The organism is Arcicella gelida (assembly GCF_034931025.1).
Lineage (GTDB): Bacteria > Bacteroidota > Bacteroidia > Cytophagales > Spirosomataceae > Arcicella > Arcicella gelida.
In genome coordinates, this window is sequence record NZ_JAYGIL010000003.1 from 15,174 (window position 1) to 36,415 (window position 21,242).

The 21,242-nt window shown below is 34.2% G+C and carries 18 protein-coding genes; 15 read left to right on the top strand and 3 right to left on the bottom strand.

Annotation, left to right across the window (positions count from 1 at the left end; all coding sequences use genetic code 11):
- Positions 1 to 193: 193 nt before the first annotated feature.
- From ilvC to VB776_RS01945, 12 genes are all read left to right on the top strand, one after another.
- A complete protein-coding gene (gene ilvC, locus VB776_RS01890) occupies positions 194 to 1,678 on the top strand; it encodes a ketol-acid reductoisomerase (RefSeq protein WP_323325481.1) in 1,485 nt (494 codons plus the stop codon).
- A 198-nt stretch (positions 1,679 to 1,876) separates the two neighbouring features.
- Positions 1,877 to 2,899: a DUF6089 family protein gene (locus tag VB776_RS01895; protein ID WP_323325483.1), complete on the top strand. Its 1,023-nt coding sequence runs from the start codon at positions 1,877 to 1,879 to the stop codon at positions 2,897 to 2,899.
- Positions 2,900 to 3,061: 162 nt separating this feature from the next.
- Entirely contained in the window at positions 3,062 to 5,320 is a 2,259-nt protein-coding gene (locus VB776_RS01900; protein WP_323325485.1) for a RelA/SpoT family protein, read from the top strand.
- Between the two features lie 107 nt (positions 5,321 to 5,427).
- Entirely contained in the window at positions 5,428 to 5,928 is a 501-nt protein-coding gene (locus VB776_RS01905) for a Fur family transcriptional regulator (protein ID WP_323325487.1), read from the top strand.
- Between the two features lie 276 nt (positions 5,929 to 6,204).
- Positions 6,205 to 7,485, top strand: a complete 1,281-nt coding sequence (locus VB776_RS01910) for an adenylosuccinate synthase (protein WP_323325489.1) — start codon at positions 6,205 to 6,207, stop codon at positions 7,483 to 7,485.
- Between the two features lie 109 nt (positions 7,486 to 7,594).
- Entirely contained in the window at positions 7,595 to 8,119 is a 525-nt protein-coding gene (locus VB776_RS01915) for a YkgJ family cysteine cluster protein (RefSeq protein WP_323256530.1), read from the top strand.
- 163 nt (positions 8,120 to 8,282) lie between these two features.
- Positions 8,283 to 9,194, top strand: a complete 912-nt coding sequence (locus VB776_RS01920) for an ROK family protein (protein ID WP_323325491.1) — start codon at positions 8,283 to 8,285, stop codon at positions 9,192 to 9,194.
- Positions 9,195 to 9,316: 122 nt separating this feature from the next.
- Positions 9,317 to 9,553 (top strand): acyl carrier protein, encoded by a 237-nt coding sequence (locus VB776_RS01925; protein WP_184128888.1) that lies wholly within the window; start codon positions 9,317 to 9,319, stop codon positions 9,551 to 9,553.
- Between the two features lie 267 nt (positions 9,554 to 9,820).
- A complete protein-coding gene (gene fabF / locus VB776_RS01930; protein ID WP_323325493.1) occupies positions 9,821 to 11,071 on the top strand; it encodes a beta-ketoacyl-ACP synthase II in 1,251 nt (416 codons plus the stop codon).
- Positions 11,072 to 11,204: 133 nt separating this feature from the next.
- Positions 11,205 to 11,936, top strand: coding sequence for a ribonuclease III (gene rnc, locus VB776_RS01935; RefSeq protein WP_184128894.1), 732 nt, complete (start codon positions 11,205 to 11,207; stop codon positions 11,934 to 11,936).
- Positions 11,937 to 12,218: 282 nt separating this feature from the next.
- Entirely contained in the window at positions 12,219 to 13,349 is a 1,131-nt protein-coding gene (locus tag VB776_RS01940; protein ID WP_323325495.1) for a hypothetical protein, read from the top strand.
- A 98-nt stretch (positions 13,350 to 13,447) separates the two neighbouring features.
- A complete protein-coding gene (locus tag VB776_RS01945; RefSeq protein ID WP_323325497.1) occupies positions 13,448 to 15,517 on the top strand; it encodes a ComEA family DNA-binding protein in 2,070 nt (689 codons plus the stop codon).
- A 27-nt stretch (positions 15,518 to 15,544) separates the two neighbouring features.
- Here the strand turns inward: VB776_RS01945 and VB776_RS01950 are convergent, their stop codons facing one another.
- A complete protein-coding gene (locus VB776_RS01950; protein WP_323326101.1) occupies positions 15,545 to 15,868 on the bottom strand; it encodes a DUF6261 family protein in 324 nt (107 codons plus the stop codon).
- Positions 15,869 to 16,423: 555 nt separating this feature from the next.
- Between VB776_RS01950 and VB776_RS01955 the strand changes: the two genes are divergently transcribed.
- From VB776_RS01955 to VB776_RS01965, 3 genes are all read left to right on the top strand, one after another.
- The gene (locus VB776_RS01955) at positions 16,424 to 18,280 is read left to right on the top strand and encodes an AAA family ATPase (RefSeq protein ID WP_323325499.1); all 1,857 of its coding nucleotides are present in this window, start codon (positions 16,424 to 16,426) and stop codon (positions 18,278 to 18,280) included.
- Entirely contained in the window at positions 18,267 to 20,108 is a 1,842-nt protein-coding gene (locus VB776_RS01960) for an ATP-dependent helicase (RefSeq protein ID WP_323325501.1), read from the top strand. Before VB776_RS01955 ends, VB776_RS01960 begins: the two co-directional genes overlap by 14 nt.
- A gap of 195 nt (positions 20,109 to 20,303) precedes the next feature.
- On the top strand, positions 20,304 to 20,660 hold the full coding sequence (locus VB776_RS01965) for a bleomycin resistance protein (RefSeq protein WP_323325503.1): 357 nt from the start codon (positions 20,304 to 20,306) through the stop codon (positions 20,658 to 20,660).
- On the opposite strand, the gene VB776_RS01970 is transcribed toward VB776_RS01965, so the two are convergent.
- Positions 20,657 to 20,986, bottom strand: coding sequence for a type II toxin-antitoxin system RelE family toxin (locus VB776_RS01970; protein ID WP_323325505.1), 330 nt, complete (start codon positions 20,984 to 20,986; stop codon positions 20,657 to 20,659). The two genes, VB776_RS01965 and VB776_RS01970, sit on opposite strands and share 4 nt — an antisense overlap.
- On the bottom strand, positions 20,976 to 21,191 hold the full coding sequence (locus VB776_RS01975) for a hypothetical protein (RefSeq protein WP_323325507.1): 216 nt from the start codon (positions 21,189 to 21,191) through the stop codon (positions 20,976 to 20,978). The genes VB776_RS01970 and VB776_RS01975 overlap by 11 nt, the downstream gene beginning before the upstream one ends.
- Positions 21,192 to 21,242: the final 51 nt, after the last annotated feature.

Here is a 21,242-nt window from a genome sequence, read left to right on the forward strand (position 1 = left end):
GTAAAAGTTTTAAAATCATCTATTTAAAATGAAAAATATTTGTGTGAATATAAATTAGCCATAAAAAGTACCTAAATAAAACACGAATTTACCATTCATTAATTAATGATTTTTATCAACTTTGTGCATATTTCAGCAATGTCGTGAATTTTAAGTATCGACAGCGTTCTTCAAAATCAAAAACATTCAAAAAATGGCAAATTATTTCAATACTCTTTCTTTAAGAGAAAAATTAAATCAGTTAGGTGTTTGCGAATTCATGGATAACACTGAATTCACTGACGGAGTAAGTGCATTAATCGGAAAGAAAATCGTAGTAGTAGGTTGTGGAGCACAAGGTTTGAACCAAGGTTTGAACTTAAGAGATTCAGGTTTAGATGTTTCTTATGCTTTACGTCAGGAAGCAATTGATGGAAAGAGACAATCTTGGAAAAGTGCTACTGAAAACAATTTCACAGTAGGAACTTATGAGCAATTGATTCCTTCGGCTGATTTAGTAATCAACCTTACGCCAGATAAACAACATACTTCAGTTGTAAACGCTGTAATGCCTTTGATGAAACAAGGTGCTACGCTTTCTTATTCACACGGTTTCAACATCGTTGAAGAAGGAATGCAAATTCGTAAAGATATTACTGTAATCATGGTTGCTCCAAAATGTCCAGGTTCAGAAGTACGTGCTGAATATGTTCGTGGTTTTGGTGTGCCTACTTTGATTGCCGTTCACCCTGAAAATGACCCAGAAGGAAAAGGTTGGGCTTATGCAAAAGCTTATTGTGTAGGTACTGGTGGACACCGTGCGGGTGTGTTGAAATCATCTTTCGTAGCAGAAGTAAAATCTGACTTAATGGGAGAACAAACTATCCTTTGTGGTTTATTGCAAACTGGTTCTATTCTTTGTTTCGACAAAATGGTTGAAAAAGGCATCGACGCTGGTTATGCTTCTAAATTAATCCAATACGGATGGGAAGTAATCACGGAAGCTTTGAAACAAGGCGGAATTACAGCAATGTTTGACAGACTTTCAAATCCTGCGAAAATCAAAGCATTTGAAATTTCTGAAGAATTGAAAGAAATTATGCGTCCGTTGTTCCAAAAGCACCAAGACGACATCATGAGCGGAGAATTCTCTTCAACAATGATGGCTGACTGGGCTAACAACGACAAAAACTTGTTGACTTGGAGAGCTGCTACTGGCGAAACTGCTTTTGAAAAAACTCCTGCTGGAGATGTTAAAATTGCAGAACAAGAGTACTTCGACAACGGTTTATTGATGGTTGCGATGGTTCGTGCAGGTGTTGAATTAGCATTTGAAACAATGGTAGAAGCAGGAATCAAAGAAGAATCTGCTTACTACGAATCATTACACGAAACGCCACTAATCGCTAACACGATTGCTCGTAGAAAATTATTCGAAATGAACTCTGTAATCTCAGATACAGCTGAGTACGGTTGTTATTTATTCGACCACGCTTGTAAGCCTTTATTAGCTGATTTCATGAAAACTGTTGAAACAGATATTATCGGTACAAACTTCAATGCTGGCAAAGATAACGGTGTTGATAACAGAACAATTATTGCAGTAAACGAAGCACTTCGTTCACACGATATTGAATATGTAGGTGCTGAATTACGCCAAGCAATGACAGATATGAAAGCGATTTCTACTGTTGCTTAGTTTCTGTTTTTTGTAGCATCTCATTAAAACAAAAAGTCTCTCAAGAGTAATTTGGGGGACTTTTTGTTTTAGTGAAATGTAGAAATACTTATCCATTTATAAAGTATCTATCTGAAGGCATTTTTGTGGCACAATATTTTAAAATACAAAATTCTTTGTATTTTTATTTTTCCTAGCTCGTTGTAAAATATAATTAGAATGAACTTCCATCAGATGTACATAAAAAATGTTTATATAATACTGCTTACTTCTTGCTTATCTTTCAAAGTGTTTTCACAGAAAAAACTCTTTGAAAAACATTCAGATATTGCCTTTGGTATTGGAACAGCGAACTACTACGGGGATGTTGTTCCCATTAACCGACCAATTCAATCAACTTTAAGAAATATTCGTTGGAATGTTTCTGTTGACTTAACCAGACATTTCACTCCAAGATTCTCAGGAAATGTAGCCTTGACTTGGGTGAGAATTGCTGGAGATGACAATGAATTAGAAGGAATCCCACTACAAGAAACTACATTCATGAGGAATACTCATTTTAGGAATGATATTCAAGAACTATCAATAAAAGGTATTTTTCATATTATTCCAGAAAATAGAAATTATCATAAAAGAAGTATCTTGAGTCCTTATATTTTTGCAGGGCTTGCAGTGATTCACCATAATCCTATTGCAAAAGTACCACTAGATTTTGTTGGTTCTGAAGCCATAGCTGGTGAGTGGGTTAGCCTACAGCCCCTTCGAACCGAAGGACAAGGTTTAGTAGGATATTCAGAGACACCATATAATTTGTTTGCGGTGAATATTCCTTTTGGAGCTGGGGTAAAGTATAAGATAAATCGAAAATTTGATTTAGGTTTTGAAGTTGGACTTCGATACAGTTTTACAGATTATTTGGATGACATTGGAGGGAATTACGCAAATTATAACGATTTAATAGCCGTAAGCCCACTTGCAGCTGCTATGGGGCATCGAGAATACGAATTGATTGCTGCTAATTCAGGTAAAAATAGAGAAGCAGCTATTCGCCAGTATTTGGCTACAAATGTAAATCCAGCTTATGCAAACCCTGCATTGACACCAACAAGTACTTTTCCTGAAATTTTTGGAAAAGGCTCTACCAGAAATGGAGCAAGTAGATTAGATGATATTTATCTATTAACTACTTTTAAATTAATTTACCATATAGCTCCCCAAATCAAATGTCCAGTGATTCAATAAAATAATTGCGACTAATTATCAATCAGGACTTTAATCTAATTTCTAAAAAAAGCATCAGAAAATCTATGAAATTAAATAGATTTCAATTTGTCGTTTCCCTTAAAATTCGCTAATTTAGATTAAACACTAATATTCAGTCTTTCAAAAAATACTCATTTGTCCTTGAATAACACCGTGGAAGTAAAAGAAATAGATTTAGAGCAAGAACGAAAAGAGATTCTTAAGCGATACCGAAAATTACTCAATATTGCCCGTCCATACTTGCAAGATGATGATGCTAAACTGATTAAAAAAGCTTTCATGTTATCTGCCGAAGCTCATAAAGAGATGAGGAGGAAATCTGGTGAGCCTTATATTTATCATCCAATTGCGGTAGCTCAGATTTGTGTTGAGGAAATTGGTTTAGGTGCTACTTCTATCATGTGTGCTTTACTACATGATGTGGTAGAAGATACAGAAATTGAGTTATCAGAAATCGAGGCCATTTTTGGGAAAAATGTGGCTAAAATCATTGATGGACTTACTAAAATTTCAGGTGTTTTTGATTATGGAAGTTCGCAACAAGCGGAAAACTTCCGTAAAATGTTATTGACACTTTCAGATGATATTCGTGTAATCCTGATAAAACTTGCCGATCGTTTGCATAATATGCGAACTTTAGGAAGTATGCCTCGTGATAAACAATTGAAAATCAGTTCTGAAACTTTTTACTTGTATGCACCACTGGCACATCGCTTGGGGCTTCATGCCATTAAGTCTGAATTAGAAGATTTATGTTTGAAATACACTGAGCCAGAAGCCTATAAGGATATTGCCAAAAAGTTAAAAGAAACCAAAACTTCAAGAGAGAGTTTTATCCAAAACTTTATTCGACCGATTGAGAAAGACTTAAACCTGATGGGTTACAAACACATTGTGAAAGGTCGCCCGAAATCAATTTATTCTATCTATCATAAACTCAAAAAGAATAATACTCCTTTTGAAGAAATCTATGATCTTTTTGCGGTTCGAGTAATTTTAGATGTGCCAACAGAGCTGGAAAAATCTGCTTGTTGGGCTGTTTATTCGATGGTGACCGACCATTACAAACCTAACCCAGAACGTTTGAAAGATTGGATTTCTAACCCAAAATCAAATGGCTATGAATCATTACATACCACAGTAATGAGTTCAGGGCGACGAGGACGTTGGGTAGAAGTACAAATTCGTACGACTCGGATGGATGAAATCGCCGAAAAAGGTTTTGCCGCTCACTGGAAATACAAAGGAAATGATACTCGTACTAATAAAGCTTTTGAATCTTGGTTAAGTCAAATACGTGAAGCCTTAGATACTTCTGATAAAACGCAATCGGCGGTTGACTTAGTTGATGATATTCGAAGTAGTTTATATAACGATGAGATTTTTGTTTATACGCCCAAAGGTAAACTGATTGTGCTAAAAGATGGTGCAACTGCACTGGATTTTGCGTTTGAAATTCACTCAGAAGTAGGAGCGAGGTGCATTGGAGCAAAAGTAAATAATAAGCTAGTCCCTTTGAGTCATAAACTCAAAACGGGTGATATTATTGAATGTATGACTTCGCCCAAACAAAAACCTTCTGAAGATTGGTTGGCTTTTGTAGCGACGACTAAGGCGAAAGCCCGTATCAAAGATTATATAAAAGAAGCCAACAAACAGCACGTCATCATGGGACGTGATATGATTGAACATCGTTTAAAAGTACTTGGCGTAAATACTTTGACGCTCGAAATTACGAATCAACTTCGAGCATATTTTAATGCGAAAGATTCTAATGACCTATTTTATCGTTTCGGAAAAGCTTACATTAGCTTAGATGAAATCAAAAAGTGGAAGTCTGACCGAGAAGCACATGAACGAAAACAGGCCACGAAAACCATTCAAGAGCCATTAACTAATACCAAAAATGTCATTAAAGAACTCAAAAAATTACACGGCGATGTAAAAAATGCCGATGCTATTTTGATTGGTGAAGACATGGATAGAGTAGATTACACGCTTGCAAAATGCTGTAATCCTATTGCTGGAGATGCTGTTTTTGGCTTTGTTACGATTAATGAAGGAATAAAAATTCATAGAACGTCTTGTCCGAATGCAACCGAATTATTGTCTCGTCATGGTGATAGAGTGATTAAAGCCTTGTGGACTAGCCAAGTGAAGATGTCATTTGTAGCTCATTTAATTATCAGAGGAACTGATAGAATGGGGTTAATGAACGATGTGACAAGAGTAATTTCGCAAGAATTAAAAGTAAATATCCAAAATCTATCTATTGGAGTAAAAGAAGGAATTTTCGAAGGAAAAATCGCATTAATGGTTCAAGATACACAACATCTTGAAACACTTGTTCACTCTTTAGAACAAGTTGATGGCGTTATTCAGATTGAAAGAGGAGAGTAGAATTTCTTTTTCTCTTAAAAATTGATTTATTTTACTTTCCAAAATTGATTTAGTCTAAATACTGAATCAATGAATTTTATTTTTTGTTTTTCTGAAAACAGTCAGTAATGCCATCAAACGCCACATTAGAGGCAGTAAAGAAGATTTTTACTGCTTATCTTGAAAATAAAAGTCTTCGAAAAACTCCAGAACGTTTTGCCATTTTGGAGGAGATTTACACAAGAGATGACCATTTCGACGTGGAGGAATTGTATATTTCGATGAAAAATAAGAAATATCAGGTCTCACGTGCTACCGTATATAATACTCTTGACGTTCTTGTAGAATGTGATTTGGTTTCAAAGCACCAATTTGGTCGAAATCAAGCTCAATATGAGAAATCTTATGGACGTCGTCAACATGATCATTTGATTTGTACGGAATGTCATCATGTTACCGAATTTTGTGATCCAAGAGTACAAACGATACAATCGATGGTAGGTGAAATGCTACAGTTTAATGTAATGCACCATTCTTTGATTTTTTATGGTGCTTGTACAAAAACAGATTGTGAACACAAAAAAGCGATGTTAGCTGAAAGAGAAATTTCTGGAAGAGAACATAACTAGTTTTCAACAAGATTAAAATCTGCAATATTATTCAACAGCGAATGATATTGCAGATTTTTGTTTTTCAAAGATTTTTTATGGATACTCTGCACTAAAACTACAGCATTATTGAAATTCTTGTGAGGTTTTATTTTTGTTTGTTTATCTTTGCGACTTTGATTAGGTGGTTTATTCTTTTTTGATTTTTCTGTTTCCTGTCATCTTGACGTCAGGAGGGAACTGGTCTGCCACCGCCAGATGCTTCCTTCGTGAGAATGACAACCAAAAAACAAAAAAATGGCAGTAGATGTATTGTTGGGTTTGCAGTGGGGTGATGAAGGAAAGGGTAAAATAGTAGATGTTTTAGCCCCTAAATATCAAGTAGTTGCACGTTTTCAAGGTGGCCCAAATGCTGGACATACCCTTGAATTCGATGGTTTTAAACATGTTTTGCACCAAATCCCTTCTGGAATTTTTCGCCAAGATGTTCAAAACATTATTGGTAATGGTGTTGTACTCGATCCAATTATTTTCAAAAAAGAAATTGATGGACTTGCTAAGTATAATTTGAATGTATTGGAAAACTTAGAAGTTTCTAAAAAAGCTTCTATTATTCTTCCAACACACCGTTTATTAGATGCTGCCTACGAAAAAGCGAAAGGTGATGCCAAAATTGGTTCAACTTTAAAAGGAATTGGACCAACTTATACCGACAAAATTTCTCGTCAAGGTTTAAGAGTTGGAGATATGATTTCACCGAACTTCAAAGCAAAATACGATGCTTTGGTGGCTCGTCACAAAGCGGTTTTAGATGTTTATCATTTTGAATACGACCTTACTGCTGCTGAAGCTGATTTCTTTGAAGCTGTAGAATTTATGAAACAATTCCGTTTGGTTGACTCTGAGTATTCAGTAAATCATGCACTTACAGCAGGAAAAACAATCTTGGCAGAAGGTGCTCAAGGAAGTTTATTAGACGTTGACTTTGGTTCATATCCATTTGTTACTTCTTCAAACACCATTACAGCAGGTGCTTGCACAGGTTTGGGTGTTGCTCCAAAAAATATCGGCGAAGTTTACGGTATCTTCAAAGCTTATGCTACACGTGTAGGTTCTGGACCTTTTCCAACAGAATTGATGGATGAAGTTGGCGAAAGAATGCGTCAAGAAGGTCGTGAATTTGGTTCAACTACTGGTCGTCCTCGTCGTTGTGGTTGGATTGATTTACCAGCCTTGAAATATGCCATGATGATTAATGGTGTTACGCAATTGGTAATGATGAAAGCAGACGTATTGAATATTTTTGAAGACATCGAAGTGTGCGTTGCTTATAAATTACCAGACGGAACAATTACTGAGCAATTGCCTTACGACATGACTGATACAATTGTAGAGCCAGTATATGAAACCTTGAAAGGTTGGAACTGTTCATTAGAAGGATTAAGAACCTTTGAAAGTCTTCCAGCTGAATTAACAGGCTACATTAATTTCTTAGAAGAAAAATTAGGTTTACCAATCAATTTCATTTCAACTGGTCCAGACCGTGACGAATGTGTATTGAAAGGTGCATTGGCTTAATAAGCAATATAATATTTCCAAAAGGTTCGACAGTTTTTTGTAAATTGTCGAACCTTTTTATTTGCGATTTAGTAAATCAGAAGTAATCGATTTACATTTTACTTACCCCATGATATACACAGAAGAAAATATAGAAGCTTTCAACGAGCAAGCTCGCTTGAAGTTTCCTGAAAATAAAAAGTTTTTTGATAGACTTAAAAATAAAAAAATCAAGAAATTGGACGAAGCTTTTCATCCTGTTCATGATGAAGTATTTGATGAAGTAGATTGTTTGAAATGCGGGAATTGCTGTAAAACAACGAGTCCGATTTTTACGGATATTGATATAGATCGCATCGCAAAACATTTGCGTATTCGTCCTGCACAATTGGTAAAAGAGCATTTACATTTGGATAGTGACCATGATTATGTACTCAATGTTACGCCTTGTACTTTCTTAGGTTCGGACAATTATTGCTCTATTTATGATGTCAGACCAAAGGCTTGTAGAGAATATCCACATACCGATCGTAAAAATATTGCAGGAATTTTACCACTTACTTTAGAGAATACAAAAGTTTGTCCAGCAGTTTTTGAAATTGTGGAACAGCTCAAAAAAGCGGGTTTAGGAAATAAAGGAGGAATTGTAGAATAACTTTGGCAACATAAAATGCTAAAAAAGTACAAATAGTTCCTCTCAATAATACAGGATAGTACATAAAAAGACTTAATTCGTTTTTAGTTTGTATTATGCACTGATAAAAATTCCGTATTTTTGAGACCACAAACTTTTACTATCACTATAGCAATACAAAATAATGGCGGCAGTCGAGTACTTAGGCATAGACATTGGCGGAACGAATGTCAAAATGGGCATCGTAAATTCAGAAACGGGTCAGATTTCTAATTTTTATAGTCACGATACTGTGAGCTGGAGAAAATCAGGACATTTTGAAGATCGTCTTGGAGAAGCAATCGGTTTACAATTAATCGACAATAAAAATATTACAAAAGTAGGAATCGGTTTACCGGGAATGATTAATTCGGCTAAAATAACGCCACTTGAAATTACAGCAATTCCAGAGTTAAATAATGTACCTTTAGTTGAAATACTTAAAAAGCGTTTTCCTGCTGTTGATTTTTTTCTTGAAAATGATGCTAATGCAGCAGCTTTAGGAGAATTCTATTTTGGTGAAGAACGTATCGACGAAAGCTATATTTTCATTACTTTGGGTACAGGTGTTGGCGGTGCAGCAATTATTGGTAAAAAAGTATTTTCTGGCGGTAGAGGAAATGCAATGGAACCAGGACATACTCCTTCAGTGAATGGTAAAGTATTAGAGAGAAATATTGGTAAAAATGAGCTATTAGACCTTGCAAATTCGATGAGAAAAGAGTTCAGAGGAATTACTCAATTGCCAGATGATGGTACAATTTCTACGACAGGTTTAGTAGCTTCTGCTTCTGAAGGGGATGTGTTGGCATTACAAGTATTTGCTAGAGTAGGAGAGTTGCTAGGTGAAAATTTGTGCCACTTAGTGGCTATTCTTGATATTAATTTAATCCTAATTGGAGGAGGTTTATCAGCTTCATTTGATTACATTTTACCATCAATGACAGCTAAGATGGAGCACTGGTTAACGAAATACCATGCTGATGGTTTGACCATAAAACGTGCTACTTTAGGCAACGATGCAGGTCTTTTAGGGGCTGCTTCATTATGTTTTTAATAATATTCTTTAAATAATTATAGTAAATCTTTTCATAGTAATGCGGTATTAAAAAAATGTTTGATAATCTAATTTTTATCATCATCTTTGCACCGTTTTTCTAACCAAAATTCGTTCTAAAAATGGCAGACATTGCAGAAAAAGTAAAAGGCATTATCGTCGAGAAGTTGGGCGTTGACGCAGCAGAAGTTACTCCGGAGGCTTCATTCACAAATGATTTGGGTGCAGACTCATTGGATACAGTAGAATTAATCATGGAATTTGAAAAGGAATTCAACGTTTCTATTCCTGATGATCAAGCTGAAAATATCCAAACAGTTGGTCAGGCAATCACATATCTTGAAGAAAACGCCAAGTAATCTGAACTTCTTTATGTGCTAATTTGAAAGTAAAATTATTGATTCTTCCTGAACCATAGTTTTATAGACAGATTAGCACATTTTTATTGATTTTCAGGTTAATTATGCTCAAATTTGAGTATTAATTATATGCTTAGATAAAAGCCCAAGAAGGTAGAATCAAGAAAATTAAAATATCAAGATGAGTTTGCTAACAAATTATTCAAATATCATCTTTTGTCTTTCGTCTTTTATCTAATATAAAATTAGTTAAATTTTATTTTCCTCATGAAGAGTTTTAAAAGAGTAGTTGTAACGGGAATAGGTGCATTGACTCCTATCGGAAATACTGTGCCAGAATTTTGGGATGGATTAAAAAACGGCGTCAGTGGTTGTGATCATATCACAAAATTTGATGCTTCAAAATTCCGTACTCGCTTCGCTTGTGAATTGAAGAATTTTGACGTAACAAAATTTATTCCCCGCCAAGATGCTCGTCGGATGGATCAATTTACGCAATATGCTGTTGTTGCTGCTGATGAAGCCATTGTGGATTCAGGTCTTGATCTTGAAAATATAGATAAAAATAAAGTGGGTGTAATTTGGGGTTCTGGTATCGGAGGCTTAAAAACTTTTGAAGATGAAATGATTTACTTCGGAAAGGGCGATGGTACTCCTAAAATCAATCCTTTCTTTATCCCGAAAATGATTGCCGATTCAGCTTCTGGCAATATTTCAATTCGCCACGGTTTTCGTGGACCAAACTATGTAACAGTGTCGGCTTGTTCTTCTGCCAATAACGCTATTATTGATGCTTTTAATTATATTAGATTAGGACGTATCAATATTTGTGTAACGGGTGGTTCGGAAGCGGCTGTAACGATTGCCAGTGTAGGTGGTTTTACTGCTATGCGTGCAATGTCTGAGCGTAACGATGACCCTAAAACGGCTTCTCGTCCTTATGATAAAGACCGTGATGGTTTTGTTGTAGGCGAAGGTGCTGGTGCATTAATCCTTGAAGATTATGACCATGCGATTGCTCGTGGTGCAAAAATCTACGCAGAGTTAATTGGTGGAGGTTTTTCTTCGGATGCTTATCACATCACAGCACCGCATCCAGAAGGTTATGGTGCATTACTTTCAATGAAAGATGCCCTTGACGACGCTGGAATTCAACCAGAAGAGGTAGATTACATCAATACTCATGGTACTTCAACACCACTTGGTGACCCTCAAGAATTAAAAGCTATTGTAGATTTATTTGGTGAGCATGCTTACAAAATGAACATTAGCTCAACAAAATCTATGACGGGACACTTATTAGGTGGGGCTGGAGCTATCGAAGCTGTTGCTTCAATTTTAGCAATGCAACATCAAATTGTTCCACCAACGATTAACCACTTCACGGAAGATCCAGAAGTTGATAATCGTTTGAACTTGACTTTAAACAAAGCACAAGAAAGAAAAATTGATGTTGTTTTAAGTAATGGTTTTGGCTTCGGAGGTCATAATGCTACAGTTATTTTCAAAAAAATATAGCTTTATCGTTGATAGTGCATTAGAGGATAATTGATAGTAGTTAAGGCGAAGTCAAATTTTTTTATTAATGTTGTAATCTCCTTTAATCAGCTTTGGCTATCAAGGTTTAACTATCAATTATCATTTTAAAAATATGCTATCACCAATTATTGATTTTTTTTCAAGCGATCCTAAAGACAAAAAGCTAAAAAATGCAGTAGAACATATTATCGGAGAGAATCCCTCGAATTTAATGTTGTACCGATTAGCTTTTATGCACTCTTCAGTATCTAAAGAAACAATAGCTAAAGGTTACAAGGATTCTAATGAACGTCTTGAATTTTTAGGAGACTCAGTATTAGGGATGATTACAGCTGAATATTTGTTTAAGAAATTTCCATTTAAAGATGAAGGTTTCCTAACAGAAATTCGTTCAAGAATGGTTAGCCGAGAGTCTTTGAATGTTGTTGCTAGAAAAATTGGTTTGGACAGGCTCGTCGAATATGATGGAAATCGTAAAACAGTATTGACCAGAACTTCTATGTATGGCGATGCACTCGAAGCTTTGATTGGTGCGATTTACTTAGACAAAGGGTTTCGATTTACACGGTCGTTTATCATCAAGAAAATACTTACTCAGCATTTTGATATTGAAACAGTTGTACAAAACAATCCTAATTTTAAATCAATTGTCATAGAATGGGCTCAAAGAGAAGGCAAACCGATTAGGTTTGAAATCATCGAAGAAGGCTCAAAACATAATAAAGAATTTACAGCAACGATTTTTGTGAATGAAGAAGCCTTTTCGATAGGACAAGGCTATTCCAAGAAGAAAGCTGAGCAAACAGCGGCCATGAAAGCCTGCGAAAAACTAGAAATTAGTTAATATAAAAAACCTGTGAATCTCACAGGTTTTTTTATGGTATTTTTGCTTTACTCTTTGGTTCAAAAAAGCTAAAAGAGGACTTCTTTCTCTCGGATTTATTGTTTCGTGTTTTTTATTGAATAATCTTTGGTTCAATTTTTGCGTTTAATCTATTACTTGCTGCTTGGTTATTCTATTGATTGATAAACTCTCTTCTTTCAGACTGATTAAAGCATTAACTTTGTTAATAAGTACTAATCATTACGTTATTTCAAATAGTTTAAAAAGACCCTCTAAGTAATCATGAAGTTAGATTTTTCTGCAATCGAGCATTACGGACAAAAATATGCCGCACAAGTTTGTGATGAATTCTTTAATAGAACTCCTACCATTAATGGTCAACAAATCTTGAAGCTGAGTAACGTTGCACAAGTAAATATGTTTGTGGTGAGCGATTTGTTCGAGAAATGGAAAGCAGATACAGAAGCGTTTAAAAGCCCTTACTTTAATTTTGATAATGACGACGTAAAAGCCGCTTTAAAAGCTTTTATGAATATGGCTTCACAACATATTATGGTAAAACGAGAGCATTTTGAACCAATGCTATCTAAAGCAGTTGTTAAAACCATTATTCTTTTACTTGACCCAAGTAAATATTTCGATGATTTTGTCAGAGATTCTCCAGAGTTTACACTCACAAAAGAGCGTTTGGCACAACTTGTAAAATATACAAAAATCAACAACCATATTGCAAAGTCGATGGCGGAGAAAATGGCAGGCGATGATAAAGTATATGTAACTGTTGCCTTGAGTTGGCTAAAAGAAATCAGCGATAAAGTAGAATTTGAAAATGCAGACAAGTTTTTTGAAATATTATCAGCAAAAGTGCCTTTCAGAAAAGAGGATTTTATCAAAGCTACTCCTAAGCCAGTTGAAGAAATTCCAGTAAAGAAAGCTGCTCAATCTTTTTTTGACATCGAACCAGAAGAGGATTTAGATGATGAAAATGTTCCCTTACCAACTGTTGATAAAATTCAAGCCGAAATTGATAGAAAAGGAACGCCAGCAGAAATTAAATTGCCTGGAATCGACCGCCTCAATGATACTTTTACAGGGGATTTACCAACGGTAAACGATTTATTGAAAAGAGACTCCATTGTTGGAGGGACGGCACTGTCAGATTTAGCTTTCAATCGCCCCATCAAGAGTATTGCCGATGGTGTGAGCTTAAACCAGAAGTTTGTGTTTATTGGTAAATTATTTGATGGTGACATCAACGCCTACAGCAACGCCATTGATAAAATTGATGCCTGCGGTAATTTATCGGATGCAAAAAATTTCATGAATAAGTTTTTAGCACCAAAATATAACTGGATTTCGGTGGCAGAAGAGGCCAACGATTTTTTAGAAGTAGTTGCTAGAAAATTTCAGTAAAAATATTTAACTTGTTAGTACAAAGCGATTTAAGTGATGCTTTGAGTTTGAATACTCTAAGCATCATTTTTTTTGTACTACATTTTAATATTTCTACTATGCAAAAAATACTACTCCTTACAATGAGTATCCTGATTGTTACTCATGTAAAAGCTCAAGAACTTTCTACACAAGAAAGTAATATCCGAAACCTCATTCAAGAAATCTTGGGAAATCCTGTCGATGGTGTTTCCGAAGAATTGTTTGAGTCGCTCTACCAAAACTATTTGAATCCTTTAGATTTGAATAAAGTCTCTCGTCAAGAATTAGCTTCTCTGTACTTGCTTTCCGAAAAACAATTGAATGCCTTTTTTACTTATCGTGAAAATGTGGGAAAACTATTATCAATCTATGAATTGCAAGCCATTCCAGATTTTGATTTACCGACCATTTATAAATTCATTCCCTTTGTGCGGGTAAATGCGGATGGGTTTTCTATCCAGACTTTTCAAAACAGCCTACAGAAAGCCAATCAATACTTCTTACTTAGATACACACAGTATTTAGAAACCAAAAAGGGTTTTACCGAGCCAGATGCTCGTAGTAAAGTACGTTATGAAGGTTCGCCGATGAAATTATATGCACGCTATAAAATTGCTTTGCCCAAAGATTTTAGTGCAGGTTTCACCATCGAAAAAGATGAAGGCGAAAGCCAGCTTACTGATTTTACTTCTTTTCATTTCCAAGTACAAAACAAAGGACATTGGAAAAACATCACCTTGGGCGATTATCAACTCCAATTCGGACAAGGATTGGTTGCTGCGGCTGGATTCTATTTGGGGAAAGGTGCTGAAACTGTTTTGACAACTCGCCGAAATCACCTTGGCATTCGTCCTTATTCTTCGGTGATGGAAAGTAATTTCTTTCGTGGTGGCACTGCTACTTATCAAATCCATGCTTTTGATTTTACTGCTTTCTATTCTCGTATCAATCGTGATGCTAATTTGGCTCAGGATAAAAACACTAATGTAGATTACGTAACGTCGCTTCAAACTTCTGGTTTACACAGAACGCCTTCTGAAATCTCTGATAAAGCTTCTTTAACAGAAGAAAACTTCGGTGGAAATATTACTTACAACAACAAAAACAATACTTTTCAGGCTGGAATTACTTTGTTGCAAACCAATTTTAGTTTGCCATTGATTAAAGCCGAAAAAAATTATAATCAATTTGAGTTTTCAGGCAGGGAAAACTTCTTGGCAGGCTTGCATTGGACTTATCATTTCCAGAATTATAATTTTTTTGGAGAAGTTGCACGTTCCGAAAGCGGTGGAGTAGGGGCAGTAACGGGTATTTTAGCGAGTTTAAGTAAACAAACCGATATTTCGGTAATGCTTCGGAATTATGATAAAAATTTCCATAGTTTTTATGCTAATGGTTTTTCTGAAAGCTCCCGAAATATCAACGAACGGGGAGTTTATACGGGCATCAAACACGCTATCAATAGAAAATGGTTGGCTTCGGCTTATGTTGATTATTTTTACTTTCCTTGGTATCGTTACTTGGTGGAAAAACAGCCAACCAAAGGCTTTGATTATTTGGGGCGATTGACTTTCCAACCGTCTAAAAAGCTACAGGCTTATCTACAAATCAGGCAGGAGAATAAGGAAGAGAATACTAAAATTACCGAAACGTATTTGGATAAAGGCAAGGAGAAAACCAGAGAAATCACGGTGGTAAGGGAAAGAACTAAAAAGGCTTTGTTGGTGAATGTAAATTATAAACTCTCTAAAACTTGGGAATTTCAAACAAGGGCTTCGGCAAGTACTTTTCAGTTTGATGGACAAGCCCTTAGCAAAGGTTTTGCCATTGCCCAAGATGTTAATGCTGATTTTGGTCGGATTGCTTTGTCGAGTAGAATTGCCTTTTTCAAGACGGATGATTATGATAACCGACAATATTTCTATGAACAAGACGTACTTTATGCCTTTTCCTTTCCTGCTTATTACGAACACGGTTTTCGGCATTATCTCTTGGCAAAATACACAATCAATCGAAATGTGGATGCTTGGATTCGTTGGGCAAGAACAGATTTATTGGGGGATGCCCTTACTTTTGGTTCTGGTTTAGATGAAATCTCCGCTCCGCATCGTTCAGAAGTGAAAGTACAGTTGAGGTTGCATTTTTAGCAAAGCAATGAGGTTTTTAAAGCCTCATTAGTTTAAAACAAATCCATTGATTTCTTTCAGTAATTTATCATAATCTCCGTTGGGATTGATGGTGTTAAAGGCTTTCAATACATCAATCAATCTTCTATAATTCTCCGTTGCAGCATTTCTAACATCCTTCACATTCTGGTCGGGTTGGCTAGTTAGCTCCTTATTACGGAGTTGAAATACTTCCTCAAATTCCACGTTAGCCGTTTTTAATTCCTGTCCCCATGCTGTTAGGTGCAGTTTGCTCAAAGCAGTACTGACGATAACATCATTCTCAAAATAATAGAGTAATCCTGTAAATAATATTTGAATATAGTAAATAATAGAATCCTAAGTGCTGATTGTTAAAGAATTAACAAAATATTTTTTTCCTGCACGTTGCAGGAGGGTATCATTGCTTGATATTTTGCTCCTGCACGTTGCAGGAAGGTTTCATCGTCTGATGTTTCGTTCCTGCACATTGCAGGAAGGTTTCATCGTCTGATGTTTCGCTCCTGCACGTTGCAGGAAGGTTTCATCATCTGATGTTTCGCTTATAAATACTCATGACATGAATTATATTTCATTTGGAGAAGGGACAAACCTCTGTCATTCATGCCATGAGTGGTACAGCCATCAGAATAAAATTAAAGCCATAAAATACCGAATAATAAATACTTAGCAAAAAGCTATTTGCGGAGTTTTTTATTGAGAATTAATGTGATACTTTAGGGGGATGAAAGTTAGGTCTTGAATAGTATAAAAAGTAAGACAAAACTTTTCAATGATGCTAGTGACAAGTTAGTCTAAAGTCAATTGTTTACTTACTATTAAAAGTTAATTTTAATACAAGGGAAAGATTTATTAATTCACAAATTAACAATAATAAGGAATTAAAAAATGGGAATATTACTAAAACAGATAAGAGTTCACGGATTTCGAGGGTTAGATAATGTTGAAGTAGATTTTGAACCAACAACAGTCCTTGTAGGTACAAATAATGCAGGAAAAACAACTCTTTTAAAGGCATTACAACTAGCATTATCAAATTCATTTCAAATTACAGATGATGATTTTTATTTCTCAGATTCTATTATTAGAGATAAAATCGTTGTTGATTTACTTTTTATAAGTATAGATGAACAGGGTAATCAACAGTCTGAATTTGAAGATACATGGGCTACAGTTTTTACTGAAAATAGAATATCATTTGATGCTAATGGAAATCAGATACTTGCATTTCGAACAATAATTGAAGAAAATCTAATCAGAAAAACGTTTACAAAAAAACAATTTGTAATTGATGATTGGGGCGATTTTCGTAATGAAGTTGATGGATGTTGGTATCAAAAAAATTATGATAATGCTCTGAGCTTTTACTTTGATGAAATACCTTTTTTTTACTTAGATGCAAATAGAGATATATTGGAAGACTTGAAATCCAAAACATCTTTTTTAGGTAAAATTCTTTCATCAATTGATTATGAAGATGGTGACAAAGAGTTAATAGAGAACCTTATCAAAGATTTAAACAAAGAGACGATTGAGAGAAGTGAAATTTTAACAAACTTACACAGTACGTTAGAGGAATTAGACACAGCAATGGATAATCCTAATAACACGGTAGATATAACACCATTCACTAAAAAGTTGAGAGATTTAAATAAAGGAGTAAAAATCAATTATTCTCAGTTTTCAATGGAATATCACGGAATGGGAACAAGAAGCTGGTCTTCATTATTGATACTAAAGGCATTTATCTTACAGAATATGAAATTGGCAAATCAAAGTCAAGTTGCATATTATCCTATAATTGCAATAGAAGAACCTGAATCACATTTGCATCCCAATGCTCAAAAAAAACTGTATTCTCAAATTAACAATATAATAGGACAAAAAATAGTTGCTACTCATTCGAGCTATATTGCTGGAAGTGCTAAACTAAAGGAAATTAGAAGCTTAATTAAAAGTAATGGTGATTCAATAATTGGTAAGATTGAAGAGAGTGAATTACATCTTGAAGATATAAGAAAAATAAATCGCCAAGTAATTAACACGAGAGGTGAGTTATATTTTTCTAAGGTGGTTATTTTGTGTGAAGGAGAAACTGAAGAACAAGCACTTCCTCTTTTACTGAAAAAACATTTTAATAAAAGTACTATTGAACTTGGAATTGATGTAGTAGGAATAGATGGTGGAGGGAATTATTTTCCATTTATTTATTTTGCAGAAAAACTAAATATAGCATGGTTCATTTTAAGTGATGGCGAATCCAGTATTATAAAAAAAATAAAGAAAGACTACAAAAAACTAACGAATTCATCCGCAAACATAAATAATATAATTTTACCTGAAAATATTGTTCATTTTGATAATGATGATGATTTTGAATCATACATTCTAAGAAATGGTTTTTTAGAAGAGATTGAGACTTGTCTTAAAACTATCCTAGGTATAGAAGATATAGATGAATTTATCGCTAATAAAAATGGCACATCAAAAGGAAGGGTTAAAACTAGTGATATCTGCGAAAATTGTAATCAAAATATTTTCATTGAAGACTTAAGAGATTATAGTGGCGAAGTTGGTCGGATTATAGCGTTAAACGACTTATTATCTCAGAATAAAACAAAATATTCAGGTATCTTATCTGAATTAATTTACCATTCAAATAAACCATTACCCCTAAAAATCACTGAGTTATTTGAAAAAGTAAGTTCAATTATAAATCCTACAAGTAGCAATGTCGAAAATTAATTTATCCCCAAAGCAAGAAAGTATTGTAGATTTAGATCAGGGAGCTTATCTAATTTTAGCAAGTGCAGGCAGCGGTAAAACGAGAGTTTTAACTGAAAGAATAAAACGACTTTCAGATTCAAATAATGGTAAGATATTAGCAATTACTTTCACAAATAAAGCTGCTACAGAGATAAAGGAAAGATTAGGAACTTCTGAAAAAATTAATAAAAACGTATTTGTAGGAACGTTTCATAGTTTTTGTCAATCCATTCTTGAATTGCGATTTAAGTTACTCGGTTATAATAGGATGCCTCATATTTTTGAAGATGATTCAGATAGATTAGATTTAATTAAACAGGCAATTAAATCTGTGCCATTTTTTGAGAAAATCTACGAAAACTTAGACCCAAAGAAAAAGAATGAATATACTTACAATGCTTTGCAATTTATTTCAACTGTAAAAAGAGAAATTGTTTTACCTGAAGAATTAGCTAAAAATTCTGAAAATAAAGAATACCAGAATTTATACGAAACGTATCAAGACATATTGAAATCAAATAATGCTATTGATTTTGATGATATTATTAGATTGGTTTATGAGCTATTTACAAATAATGATTCTGTCGCTAATTTATATCGTAAGGCATATTCCTTTGTATGTATTGATGAATGTCAGGACTTAAATAAACTTCAATATTTTCTCTTAAAATCATTATGTGGAAATTTTATCAAAAACGTAATGATGGTTGGTGACCCGAATCAATCAATTTATGGTTTCAATGGTTCTGCTTCATCATTTATGCAAAAAGATTTTGTTATGGATTTTCAAGCTATTGAAATTTCGCTTGATGAAAATTATCGATGTTCAAAATCTGTAATTGAAGCGTCAAACACTCTGATGAACTTAGACGTTGAAGCAATAAACTATGTGATTGAAGGAATCTTTCAAATTCACCATGCTGACAATGAGATTGAAGAGGCTAAATATATAGTAAACAAAATTAAAGAACTAACAAGTCTGAAGTTGCATAATGATATTGAAGGTGAAATCACTTACGAAAAGATGTCAATTTTGGCTAGAAATAAATTTGTATTTAAGTATGTTGAAGAGTTTCTAGATAAAGAAGGGATACCCTATTATTTTAAGTCAGGTAATGTTGGGATTAAATTTAGTTCAAATTCAATGAAGATATTTGACTTGTTTTTTAGAATAAAAATTAACCCGCTTGATAAGCTACATCAAAAAAAATTAGAAGATATGTTAAAGATTAAAGATACTTTTAATTCGAGTGAACTTTTAAATTCTAAATTCCCAATTTCTGTAAAAATTAAAGAAATAATAACCAATTGTACTATTGATAACCTTCATCTGCAAATTGATTTATTAAAAAAACTTTTCAATGAATCAATTTTTGAAGATGATGAGAAGAAATTGACGTTAGATGAGTTAGACGATTTTTCCAATCAATTGATTCAGTATAAAAAACAAAACTTAAAGCCTACATTAGATGGTTTCAAATCTGCAATTGCTTTAGGTTTAACAAATAATTCTAATCGCAAAGACATTGGTATTTGTTTAAGTACAGTTCATACAATGAAAGGGCAAGAAAGTGAAATTGTTTTTTTAATAGGGATGGATGATGGTACATTTCCAGATTTTAGGGCGATAAATAAAGGAGGTGAGGAATTGCAACAAGAGAAGAATAATACATATGTAGCTTTTACAAGAGCTAAAAGATTTTTATATGTTACATATCCTAAAAAACGATTAATGCCTTGGGGAGATTATAAACCAAGAACAATTTCAAGGTATTTAAAACTCTTATTGTTCCAAGTTCCCAACTAGTCTTACGCTCTTCTAATCCCTAAAACATAAAAAAAACTCCCTTGCTGTTCCAAGTCTTTTTTGACTTGGAACGATAAATAAAATGCAGTCTGAGACTGCAAGCGTATTTGTGATTCAAAGTTTTTAAACTTTGAATAGCAGTAGGTAAAAATCTATTACCAACAATTATTCTTTTAGTATTAAACAATTAACAATATGCTTACAGCCATCAATCCAAAACTTCCCATGCGTAATAAGGCGATTACAAGGGAGTTTTATATAAAGCAATTGGGTTTTCAAGAATTTGGCGTTGCCGATTTTGAGGGTTACTTAATGGTGCAAAAAGATGCAATTGAAATTCACTTTTTTGAATTTCCAACCATAGATCCCAACGAAAACTATGGTCAGGTTTATATCCGAACAGATGACATTGACCAATTGTACCAAGCGTTTTTAGCCAACAAAACCATTCTCCATCCAGCAGGACATTTACAGCTAAAACCGTGGGGACAAAAAGAATTCTCAATCCTAGACCCCGACAATAATCTGCTGACTTTTGGGCAGAGTGTTTAGGCTGATAAAATATCAATTAGCATTTGTAGTTCTTTGGCAGAAATATTAGCTTGTTCAGATTTATCGTAAATGTCCATTAAGAATACTGTTTCATTTACAACACGGACGTAAGTAATTAATCTTCCTCCTCCGCTTTTACCTTTTCCTTTACTGGAAATGGCGACTCTTACTTTATAACAATCCTTACCAATGGCAGTACCCATTGTAGGATTTTCGGAGAGTTCATCAATAATAGATGCTAAATCTTTAGCCAGTGATTTATATTTTTTAGCAAGCCTTTTTAATTTACGTTCAAAAGGCTCGGTAGCAATAACATCATAATTCATCTAACAACGCTTTGGCTGATTTTAACTTTTTCTGTCCTTTCTCGTACAATTTTACATCATTAAATGCTTCAGCCAAATCCTTAATGAATTGACTTTTATCTTCATCTTTTACTTCTTTTAAGATGTTGACATAATCAAGCCCCTTCAAATGTTCCATAAAAGCAGGTACTTGACTATTTTCTTTGATGTCTAATATGATAGTCATGATAATTAGATTTTTATTGAACGATTAACCAGAGTAAATATAAGCAAATAT